11 protein-coding genes are annotated in these 10,894 nt (G+C 50.7%); 4 read left to right on the top strand and 7 right to left on the bottom strand.

The window, feature by feature from the left end; genetic code table 11:
* Nucleotides 1–1,337: 1,337 nt before the first annotated feature.
* From ABD892_RS05055 to ABD892_RS05025, 7 genes are all read right to left on the bottom strand, one after another.
* Entirely contained in the window at nucleotides 1,338–1,631 is a 294-nt protein-coding gene (locus tag ABD892_RS05055) for a hypothetical protein (RefSeq protein WP_345194300.1), read from the bottom strand.
* Nucleotides 1,632–2,354: 723 nt separating this feature from the next.
* On the bottom strand, nucleotides 2,355–3,473 hold the full coding sequence (locus ABD892_RS05050; RefSeq protein ID WP_345194299.1) for a hypothetical protein: 1,119 nt from the start codon (nucleotides 3,471–3,473) through the stop codon (nucleotides 2,355–2,357).
* Nucleotides 3,474–3,495: 22 nt separating this feature from the next.
* On the bottom strand, nucleotides 3,496–4,230 hold the full coding sequence (locus tag ABD892_RS05045; protein ID WP_345194297.1) for a hypothetical protein: 735 nt from the start codon (nucleotides 4,228–4,230) through the stop codon (nucleotides 3,496–3,498).
* On the bottom strand, nucleotides 4,221–6,284 hold the full coding sequence (locus tag ABD892_RS05040) for a helicase C-terminal domain-containing protein (RefSeq protein ID WP_345194296.1): 2,064 nt from the start codon (nucleotides 6,282–6,284) through the stop codon (nucleotides 4,221–4,223). Before ABD892_RS05040 ends, ABD892_RS05045 begins: the two co-directional genes overlap by 10 nt.
* A gap of 5 nt (nucleotides 6,285–6,289) precedes the next feature.
* Nucleotides 6,290–6,871, bottom strand: coding sequence for a type I-E CRISPR-associated protein Cas6/Cse3/CasE (locus ABD892_RS05035; RefSeq protein ID WP_345194295.1), 582 nt, complete (start codon nucleotides 6,869–6,871; stop codon nucleotides 6,290–6,292).
* On the bottom strand, nucleotides 6,871–7,623 hold the full coding sequence (locus tag ABD892_RS05030) for a hypothetical protein (protein ID WP_345194293.1): 753 nt from the start codon (nucleotides 7,621–7,623) through the stop codon (nucleotides 6,871–6,873). Before ABD892_RS05030 ends, ABD892_RS05035 begins: the two co-directional genes overlap by 1 nt.
* 346 nt (nucleotides 7,624–7,969) lie before the next feature.
* The gene (locus tag ABD892_RS05025; protein ID WP_345194292.1) at nucleotides 7,970–8,425 is read right to left on the bottom strand and encodes a hypothetical protein; all 456 of its coding nucleotides are present in this window, start codon (nucleotides 8,423–8,425) and stop codon (nucleotides 7,970–7,972) included.
* Nucleotides 8,426–8,593: 168 nt separating this feature from the next.
* Here ABD892_RS05025 and ABD892_RS05020 point away from each other — a divergent pair, with 168 nt between their 5' ends.
* The 4 genes from ABD892_RS05020 to ABD892_RS05005 all read left to right on the top strand — a co-directional run.
* Nucleotides 8,594–8,869: a hypothetical protein gene (locus ABD892_RS05020; RefSeq protein ID WP_345194291.1), complete on the top strand. Its 276-nt coding sequence runs from the start codon at nucleotides 8,594–8,596 to the stop codon at nucleotides 8,867–8,869.
* Nucleotides 8,870–8,877: 8 nt separating this feature from the next.
* Nucleotides 8,878–9,291: an SEC-C metal-binding domain-containing protein gene (locus tag ABD892_RS05015; protein WP_345194290.1), complete on the top strand. Its 414-nt coding sequence runs from the start codon at nucleotides 8,878–8,880 to the stop codon at nucleotides 9,289–9,291.
* Nucleotides 9,292–9,731: 440 nt separating this feature from the next.
* A complete protein-coding gene (locus ABD892_RS05010; protein ID WP_345194289.1) occupies nucleotides 9,732–9,953 on the top strand; it encodes a DUF6364 family protein in 222 nt (73 codons plus the stop codon).
* 292 nt (nucleotides 9,954–10,245) lie between these two features.
* The coding region (locus tag ABD892_RS05005; protein ID WP_345194288.1) for a hypothetical protein at nucleotides 10,246–10,894 on the top strand (649 nt) is incomplete at its 3' end.

Here is a 10,894-nt window from a genome sequence, read left to right as displayed (position 1 = left end):
GGCGGGCTAGAGCGGGATATTTGCAGAAACCAAAAAGTTCAATTTTTGTTAGTGAGTGTAACCATATTGTTACATTTGGCGGTTCATGGTGGGTTCGAACATTCGATATGAAAAGCTCTGCCGATAATACCATATATAACTTTTATGTTAGCATCACTTCACAAATATTATCAAGTACTAACATAATTTTTTTCATTTTCACAACCAGGACGACTAGCGCATTCAGGCAAAGCTTTAACATAGCTTCCGATGAGACAAGCAAGAACCAACCACCAGCCTGAAGCAATAGCATGTAGAAAAAACCGGTTGTGATGAGTAGACAGCAAGCACTGAACCCGTGGAATTGAGCCCTCTTTAGATAGCGAAAATGCCGAAGGATTCCCAACCCAGAAGGAGGGACCCTCTATATCATTCACAACACAAACAAGCCAAAAACAAAGAAAAGCCCCTGCGCTCCCCAACACGCCTTATCAGACTGAAATCAATCAATAAACGATAGAGAAAAGCAACTTCTACCAATAAACTGCATATCAGTTTTCAGTCACGATCCAGCTGTGAGACGAAAAACAAGATGCAAACTATCCTGTTGATTTTAAACTGAAATTTCAACGCACTTCAAAAGCCTCTCTGGTATGCTGCAAAGCAGAGAGTTATTTAAAAAACTACCCTGAGAGAAGTAAAATAGACGTTTTTTTGAAAACCACAAAAGTGCATTACAATATTGAATTTAGGGACGCGAGGCGGGCTAGAGCGGGATATTTGCAGAAACCAAAAAGTTCAATTTTTGTTAGTGAGTGTAACCATATTGTTACATTTGGCGGTGGTTGGTTGTTAATCAATTTTTGAACACCTTTAAGATGTATATTTTTGCAGAAATACTGCCTTTTCATTCCTGAAACTGGCCTGATACGCCGCCCCCATGAAGACACACCTCCTACCTTTTCTTACGATTTTTTTGACACAACCCTGACTACTGATTCACTTAATTCGAGAAATAAGATTTCTCTGATCTGTAGTAGTTCTGACCTAATCTGCAAATTACTGATTTTCCAGAGGGTGTCTGTCATTTTCTACAACAATCATCGGTTGCACTCTTACCTGAACGACTGCAGTCCTGCAGCGTTTATAGATGAGAATATTACGATAGCGGATTAATCAGGTGGCGGAATCGCTTGACCACTACCATGGTGTATTCCACCGAAGGTAAGCCCGACACAGAACTCACACAGTTTTTACTACACGACCCCCGATGACCGAGTGGAAGAGGGTTATCAGGTCATGATTGTCCAGCGGTAACGGCTAAGGGGATGGTCTGGCATCCCCGCCCTGAATGCCGGTCAGCCGAGGCGGCTATCACCGTCACTGCCACAATAGTCGCAGGCATCATAATATTGCGTGTAGGTGAAGGTGTCGTGGCATTGTTCCTTGGCATTTTCTGCGAGGGTGTCTTCCAGATTCTCTCTATTTTCTTTATCGAAAATTCGACTTAATTGTTCTGCATCATGTATAGGAATCTCAATGTCGATTCTGCCGCCATCCCTCGACCGTGGAAAATTTGCAAGTTCACGGGGAATATCCACCAAAACTGAATGGCTTTCATTATCGGGACACGGGACACTGATCGTCACCATGGCAACTCACCTCCACATGATTGTTATCACTTCCCTCGCTTTTAGTCGGCTATCAGTCCATTGAATCCGGCTGAATATTAACCCTTATATATGCGCTCTTCAATGTCATAACCGGGAAAAGATGGGTACCCATTGGGGTTGTACAAAGTTGCCAAAGCTGGCCAGCTATTAGCAATATTAACCAAATCCTGCTATCAGGCGGCATCAACTTCCTGCTGACCGCCATAGAGATCAATACACATAATCGGAGTTTCAAAGGCTTCAGCAATCGGTGGTCAGTCCGAACTGTTCAGTAGCAGAAGCTGCCCACTCTTCAGTCGTGGGCGTTTTTATTTAAAGGTTCGATATGGCTCAATCTGATCAATGATGGTGTCTGCATACTCACAGGATATCCTGAGCCGAAAAACTATGGTAGTGTGTCGCAGGTTTACGGTCGAGCAGATGCTTTCATCCTTGCGAGACGGTATCATGTAACTGACGATTACCGTTAACACGCATCGAAGATGCCCTGCGGGTTCTGGTCAGACTGAAAAAGCCTTTTATTCCCTTGGTTTCGTACCTTCTGGGGTTATCGTTTTACGCTCGCGTTTTTATTGTCTTTGTTGACATATTCCCCGCTTTCCGGGGGTTCAGTGGCCTTGAATCACAACCTGCATAATGTGTGATTCAAGGCCTCTTTCACGATACAGCTCCCCACCCACAGGACGATTGCCGGCGACGGTTCTAACGCGCAGAGGGATTGAACACGCTGAAATCAAGCCCGTGTTTTTGGGGGTTGGCGAACGCATCCTCTGCCCGACGCAAGGCATCGGACAGCACCGTGCTACCGGGATGGTCAGTGATACCGAAGTCAAGCAGCGATACTTTCACGGTGCCCAACGTAACAGGCTCCATCAGATCATCTCCCCATGTCCTCACCGTCCAGTCGAGTGCAAACTCCCCCTTGCCGTCAGCGTAATGACCACCCACATAGGGATGCAAGCTGATATGCCTCAGGGCATAGAGCACAAAGCCCAGATCCATTTCGTTAGCACGGGCAATATCAATCCCACTGCGCATACGGGTGTTCGGCACAATCGCCTCATACCCTTCAACCGGGCGCTCAAGGGTTTCTGTCGCGCCTTCTTTACTGCTTTTTATATGCGCTTTAGTGGCTTCAAGATCACTGATCTGTTCGCCGATGTTTTTCTTTTCTGCGCTGGATGCCGTCGCATAGGCTTTTTTCAGGTCCTTGATCTGGGTGTCGATATCACGGGCCTTCCGCGCAATATCCATATCTTCTGACATGATGCGTTTCAGCTTTTCGATATCATTGTCCGCAACGAGGCTGACCAATTCCTCATTGCGCTTAAAGGGCATTGCACGCATTTTTTTGTGGATGTAGTAGCAGGGTTCGTCCTGCGATTCCGGAATCCAGTCATTCACGCCCAACGTGCCGCTGAATTTCCAGAACCCGCCGAGACCGATAATGGGATTTTTGGCGCGTAAGCCATCCTCGCGCTCAACCACGCCATCCATGGAAAATGACGATAACTCTTTGGCCAGCTCCCCGATAGGCACCCCCTGCACCAGCATGAAGTGATCCTGTAATGGCAGCTTCCCGCCCGACGCCCTGCATGCACCGACAAGCAGCGCTTCCCTGATCAGGTGCCGCAGTTGTGTCCCCGGGAAAAAAACCGGTGACCGGTCAGTCTTGGGACCAAGCCGGGGAAGGCGCTGAAGATCCTTTGAGCCTGTCGTGCTGGCAAAATTGTCTTCCGGCCTGTTGACGGCCAGCGCCGAGACCGCTGTTGTGTAGCCCCGGAAATAGATGGCACGACGCCTGTTGTTGAGATTAAGCATAAAACGACTTCAATCCGAAAGATTAACGATCTGAAAAAATAACACGCCGGATTTTTTCGACAGGAACCGCCTCGACGGCCTTGAAAGCATTATGGTTGCTCCAGTACGGGGCGATGACCGGCAAATACTGTGTACGGGCAACCGGTATATTGATGCCATTATCGTTAAGCCATGAGACCGGCAGGTTCCTGGCAACGCCCCCTCCGCCATCAATACACGAAAGATCATCATCAATGGCCCTGGCATAGACACCCCGCACCGTTCCGCTTCCGGCATTGCTGTTAACACCAATCCGGGAGCAATAAAATGACGTCAGCGCTTCGATATGATCGACATTCCCGACACCATGGAACACGAGGTATGGAGAATGACAGGCATTCCACCTGTTCAGGCGGTTTCGCTCAGGCCCGCCATTGATGTTCACCTTCCGGTATACGTTTTCACCATGCCTGTTGATTTTTATGGGTGCCAGCAGGCTTTCATGCAATAACGTCCCATGCCGCATTCGACCAACAGAGTGCCGTGTCTGCGCCGTGATGGTCTGTTCAGGTGTTACACCAAACGCCATGGCACTGGCATGGTAAAAACCATGTTCGTTCCAGAGCAGCAGCTCCTTAAGAATCCCAAGCGCTTTTTCAGGACAACCGGTATGCCTGAAACAAAGGGCGGACAACAGCCCATCCAGGTGCAGGGCATGTCGCCGCAAGGTGACGGGGGAACCGTTTTCAAACACCAGTTCAAAGGGGGTTAAAGCCATGCGACTATCTCCTGAACACGCCGTGGCGGTGGGCTGCATGCCTCGCTCTCAAAATACGCTGCATGGGTAAAGCTGTGCATGAAGCGCTCAGGTATCACCCCCGTGAGATTATGTTGTCTGCCGGGACCGATCCGGGGATCGGCACAATACGCCGTTATGCGATCTCCGGAATCCCTGATGCCCCGGCCGATAAACCCTTGCTTGAATTTTCTGAGGGCACGTTCCCTCACCCGGCTGTAGAGCACCCTGATCGCTGTTTGCCGACTGCGTCCTTGTTCCAGGTAACCGGCAATGAACGTACTTTCCATGACAGCGCTGGGCGGTTGCACAGGGATTCGGGTGACCATGATATTTTTCAGCAGCTGAGCGCCTCCCGGCCCCCTTATACTGACGCCCTCCCAGGCGGACGGCGTGACAATCGACCGGATATCACCGGCCTGGAGCTGCCTGATCAATACATCCAGCCGCGTTCCCGCCTGATGAAAACCAATATCATGGTGGTGTTCAAGCAAAGACCTCAGTTCCTCCACTTCCAGAAAGGAGGGACACAAACAGAGCGTGGCGCCATGGCCGGTGCATGCTGACAGCATTCTTGCGGTGTAAGCCAGCCAGTCCGGATTGTAGGGGGCATCCTCACCATCACGGCCCGAATAAAAAGGCTTGGCTACAGCACCGGCAAGCACAAAGGCAATTCTGCCATAGTCCCCGGGGGCGAATTGCCCCACAAATTTCACATCCGGGTCATTGATGCCCAGGGTCGACCGAATGGGAGTAAACCGCTCCCTGCCATGTTTACCGGAAACGGCCAGGGTGCCACTGGTCAACAGTACAGACACCGGCGGCTGATAATCACCAATCCCTCTGAGATAAGTGCTGAAGTTTAACGCGGCAAACGGGTTGTCTGTGGCAATGCTCCCCTTACGCTGAACAGGTGACCACGCAATACAGCTGGCGCGTGATTTATCACCGAGCGTTTTCTTTATGGACTTGTACAACCCGATGATGGCGGTGAGTTTTTCATATTGAACCTCATTATCCGCAGAGATGGATTTGGCCAATGGTTTAAGGCGAACCCGTGCCATGTCGGCAACGGCGTAGAACCTCGCGCCGGCATTGAGGGGCAACTCCTTTGTCAGTACGCAGGTTTTTTCATGGTAAAGCAGGCCGAGTTCATCGAGGACAACCTGCAGCTCGGTGAGCGCCTGGCAAGCCGCCTTGATATCCGCTTTTTTCCAGTTTTGCGTATTGCCAATCTCTGTGATGATGCGCGCTATTCTTGTCGGCGAGCTGCGCAATCTGAAAATGCTCTCTGCCGCATCGGCAATGCGATCCGCTTCATCAGCGACAACATGGGTAAAGGGCGTTGAAGCGTCCGAACCGAAGATACTCACCCCCCTGGCAAACAACATCGTTACCGTGTGCGAGGTCAATACGATGTCAGCTTTGGTGGCAGCCTCACAGTCAGAGAGATACCAGCGGGCATCCTCGCGGCTGCAATGCTCTGTCAGTGCAATGGACGACTCCATGGACTCAATACCCGACAGGCTTTCCGGGCCTGTCCCGTATTTTGTGTAGACATGCTCGCCATATCGCCTGGTCACCAGGTCATACCAACCCAGCAACCGCTCTTTGCACCTGGCATCCGCAGTCCGTTCAGCCAGAGAGAGCACCCTGCCTGCAGACACGTACTGCGACCGCCCCAGCCGGGTGACAATCGTCACCGGCCTGAGATCAAGGGCATCAAGCACCCGGTTAATCACGTTTGCATCTGATTTGAGCTGATGCATCAAATGCACCGTATAGGTCGATATCAGGCACCGGCATTTCCCCGGTTTCATGGCGATGTGTATGGCTACGGGCAGGAGATAAGCGAGGCTTTTTCCTATTCCCGTCTCACCTTCCAGCATGCTGACAGCCACGGTCTTGCCATCCAGCCACTGCGCCACGCTCATGGCATACCGGTGCTGCTGCTCTCGGTAGTCCATGCTGAAATCACGGACAAGGATTCCGCCAGCGCGGAATACCTGATCGACAGCATGGGCGAGGTCAGACATGCCATTCACGACGGATCACCACTGAGCAACAACCCCATGCCAAAGGCTTTTTTTCGACCCAGGCCACGGTTGTAAGCGACCCGTGCACGCTCCGCATCCGTGATGCGTACGTTGAAAACAAGATCGGCCGTGTTGATGTAATGGTGCGGTGTCACTTTAAGACGGCCCCTGGAGACCATCGCCGCGTTCTGCAATGCCATGCCGTTATGATCCAGGAGCAACCTCAACCATTCATCAATGTCTTCCTTCACGGTCAGTGCAATTTCTCTTGTCCCGGACGGTTTGTCATGACCGGCATGCCCCTGTCGCAGACGCCTTGACAGATTTAACCGACAGTTAAATCGACGCATAGCGCCCACACTGAATTCTGCACAGTGCTCCCTGTACTTGACCTCCCCCAGAGGTGGAACCGATGTTCTTACCAGGACAATGGACCCCGAATCACTTTTTATGGCGCGCCACAACGGACGCGTCTCTTCTTTATTCAAGGCGTCACCTCCTGCAAACACGATATCCATGACTTCCTGGTGAAGCGTGTAGACATCGGCGGGGGCGTGTGGCGATCGGTAAACAAACTCAAAGACCATTATGCAATACTCAAAAGGTGCAGCTTCTCGTGCGGATCACAGGGCAGTTTTCTGGCGATGTTCAGCGCCTCGGGATGGGAAGTCAGAAATGCCGTAATTTCAGGTGCATTGGGTGGTATATGCCCCAGGCATGATCCCCTGACAAGCTTTACAAGCTTCTTGCAGGCGGTTTTGTCCGTTTTGGACAGCGCCCGGATCTGATCAAGCAGAATAAGATTGATGCGATGGGTCTGGTTGGCCGTACAGGCGTACAGCTCATCCCAATGATATGTCAGCTGCAGATTCTCAACCAGTTCGGTTTTCTTCCTGCCTAAATCACTCACATAGAGCAGAGGAAATGCGTCTTCATCGAGTTCACGGGTGTATTGGAGTACAAACTCCATGGCGGATTTACCGCTCTCCTGAACGGTCTGGAAAATCGGCTCAGATGCAGCGCTTAACCGGCTATGCCAACCGGGGTTGGTCAACAGTATCGACTGCCTCTGCGTAACGATCATGCCACAGCCAACCAGCATTCCCAGCTTTCCGGGGGTCGCCGGCTTCGCAATGGTTCCCTTTTCTATACCCAGATACCTATAGCTACCATGAAACAGCGCATTACAGGGCGCGCAGATGGCCACATCCAGTTTGGTGTAACTATCCACCCTCATTTCAAACAGCGGCGTGCTCCACCGGCCAGAGGCCCTGCCACAGCAATAGCAGGTGACCACTTTACCGGCAGCGACTGTCTCAAGGCGCATTTCGTCGGCCATTTTATGGGTGACCTGCGTCCACAAAAAATCAATCGCATCCATGATAGTCTCGCAACAATTTCAATCGTACAGGGTGGGTCATGGCAAAAATGTCACCCATGGCATGGCTAACGGCTTACCGCCACGTATGCTGAAGGGGCTAGCCGTGGATCAAATATACGTGGCCATGATCAGTGCAATGCTGATGTTTTTGGTGCGGCTTCGGGAAGCCGCTTGAATCAGTTGCTGTATTGATGGCAGGGGTTGTTACCGGGGCACGCTCTGCTGAGCAGCAATCGCGCATTGTACCGGATTCTCAGCGTTTTCTGAAGGTGCCCGCCAGAGACAAACGGGTGAAAAACGACGACTACATACCTGCAGATGCAACACTGATGCCCAGGTAATGTCGAACGTTATCCGGTGTACAGATCAATAGCGGAGAAAGCCGGATCACGTCACGGTACAGTGTGCCAGAGGCATCATCGTCACCGGCCTGAGCGATGGCGTTGCGGAGTTCGCGGATTTCTATAAAGTCGCGGGCAGAACCGATAAGGCCTTTTTCTTCCATCCGGTTAATGCGGTCACGAATGGTCCCGGAATGATTCATTTCCAGATCATCCACCAGCCGGAAGATTTTCTGGATCAGTATGTCACTCACACGAACAAAACGAACGGTCAGCGCTTCAATTTTTTCTTGTCCCGCGGCATCCAGTGATGCAATCGGCAATGGCAAACACCGCTTCAGTGACCATGCCAGACTATCGACGGCCTTACACATTTGCGGAATCTGTTTTTCCAGTAACTGGCGCTTGTCGTTAGTCATGGCGTTGCACTCTTAAGGTCAGTCGTTTCATCACGATTCAGTTCCATATCCGTAAACGGTATAAGCATCGGAAAACCTGCGTCACCTGACACCTGAAAAAAAACGACCAGGGATAATCCAGTGCGGTGGGCATAGTACTCCTGTAGAACGGATCAGTAACCACTCTTCTTGATCGGGTACCACAGGGAAGCCCTACTGGCCAAGATCAGTCATGAAACGCTACTGAATTCGGATGACCATCTTCACTGGGCACTGCGCTATGCGACCAGGGCCCTGGCATCAATAGCCGATCACCAAATCGCCAACCCCCTGCCGAATCTTATCATCCTGCGCTGTGATGACGGCGACTTCCCTGACTATCTAATTCCAGCGCTGGTGATGATGATGCCCCTTGCATTGAAACCACTGATAACACGGTTTGAAAGCCGAGCAAGGACCGTCTGACAACCGTTTTGACTCACCTTGCCCGATCCCAACCGGACTACCGTCACCAGGTTATCCAGACCATCTGCCGTCAGCTGGATGACCATCAGGCTGATAACCGGATGTATAACGGGTGTTTACTAGTGTCTTTGATTGATCTCGGTGCGAAAGAGGCTATCGAAAGCATCCGTGCGGCATTTGCACGTGATGCCGTCGACTACTTGTTTGCCGGTGACCTGGAAGATGTGGAAATTGCGCTCGGACTGCGTGATGAACGTGCTACGCCATCCAGAGACCACATGGGTGAAGCCTTCCCTTTTCTGGCTGAACTCAGGGAATCCATGAATCACCTGTCTGACGAAGACAAACTGGAAGCCCTTGGCAGAAACGCCCCCTGCCCTTGTGGGAGCGGTAAAAAGCACAAGAAATGCTGTCTGAGCTGAAGTCAGCATCAGGTCAGCCAGCACGGCCTTCGTTTCAATATCACGAAACCGTCTCGCACCCTTCAGTTGACATAAAACAGTAACCGGCATGCCAGAAACACTGACCAATATCAAAAAAAACACCAGCTCTATTTAAGTAAAGTGCGCGCTGTGCCTGCCCACGGCAACGGATCCACGGAATGGTCAGTTGCTCCTAATCTGGCAATGTACGGATTGCTCCCCGCCCAGGGACGCAAGAAGAACAAGCAGGCAGTAAAGCATCATGATTGTCTCGACCCCGCTAGTGCGGGGTTTTGTTTTTTTATCTTTTCCAGAATGCGCACAACCCTCAGGACTTTACCCCCGTAGGGGAACCCTTCCGCTATTACGTTATCCAACATGACAGGAGTCATCGTTTATACGGTTGCAATGAAACCCGTAGGCTGCATAAGGAGATTGCCATGAGTGAATTGATTCTGACCATTGAGCCCGGCCTGTACAGGAAAGCGCAGAAATATGCAGAGGAACAGGGCCAGAGCCTCACCCAGCTTGTAGAGAACCACCTGAAACACCTGATCGCCCGATGGGCGGAACCATCACTCGACACGCATAATTCCCGGGATGAAGACATGATGGCAGATCTCGACCAGTATGCCCGTCGACTTATGAAAGACCACCTGTGAAGGCGATACAGGCTTACCCATCAGTAGCCTTGCCAACAGTTTTCTGGCTCCTGAAATAACGCGTTTGCTAGAACGGTAATATACATATAACCCTGATGTAAGCGCTCGGGGAACACCACCCTCCACCCTTTGTGAGAGCTATTGACCCTTTAGTTATGAAATTTCACAACAAGGATGGGCAAAATCCAAGAGATTAACTGGTCAATTTTTTAATTTTATGGATCCTACCGGAAAGAACACACCTCAGAGCCAAATAGCATCATTACCCAGAGGCAGAGGCAGAGGCAGAGGGGTGGCACATGAATCAGCGCCTGGATCATCTGCAACACTCCAGCTGGGTGCTGAACCAACATCGAATCCCGGCTCTTCACGGTCAGTAACACGTAGAACTGTACAATCGACAACTGATGACAGTAGCCTGAAAAGTGTCATTCAAGGATTGAATAATGTCTCCGCTTTGAAAGACTTCATGCAATCCAGGACAAGTGATCTCCGCAACACTGTTACCAATCCCGATGATCAAAGGCGTTGTGGTGAATGCTATTGTCAATTAATCAAGAAAGTTAGAAATCTGTGTCATTCAAAAGAAGATAAAAAAAATGTTCTGCAACACATTAATGACGAAATGCAATGGCTGTTAAGTGAATCACAGAACAATAAAATTACTTTAAGCCTAATGACTGTATCGGCCCTTGCGAGCGACTTATCAGCCATTTGCAGGTTTCTACGTCCACGTCCGGCATTATGCCATCCCCTGATGCAATTAGTGGTTTACGTCGTCACACCATCAGACTTCGAAGAAAGACTTGAAAACGAAGGGCGCTACAAAATCCAGCGAATATCTATGTTTATCCAGTCGCTGGCGAAACTGCGCGAGGCCGGTGAGACCCTCGACAACAAGGACGCCCTCAAACAACTGCTTCTGGCCGTGGCCAACGCCG

Origin of the sequence: Kistimonas scapharcae (assembly GCF_039540975.1) — a bacterium.
GTDB classification, from domain to species: Bacteria; Pseudomonadota; Gammaproteobacteria; order Pseudomonadales; family Endozoicomonadaceae; genus Kistimonas; species Kistimonas scapharcae.
This window is presented reverse-complemented; position numbering and strand designations above follow the sequence as displayed.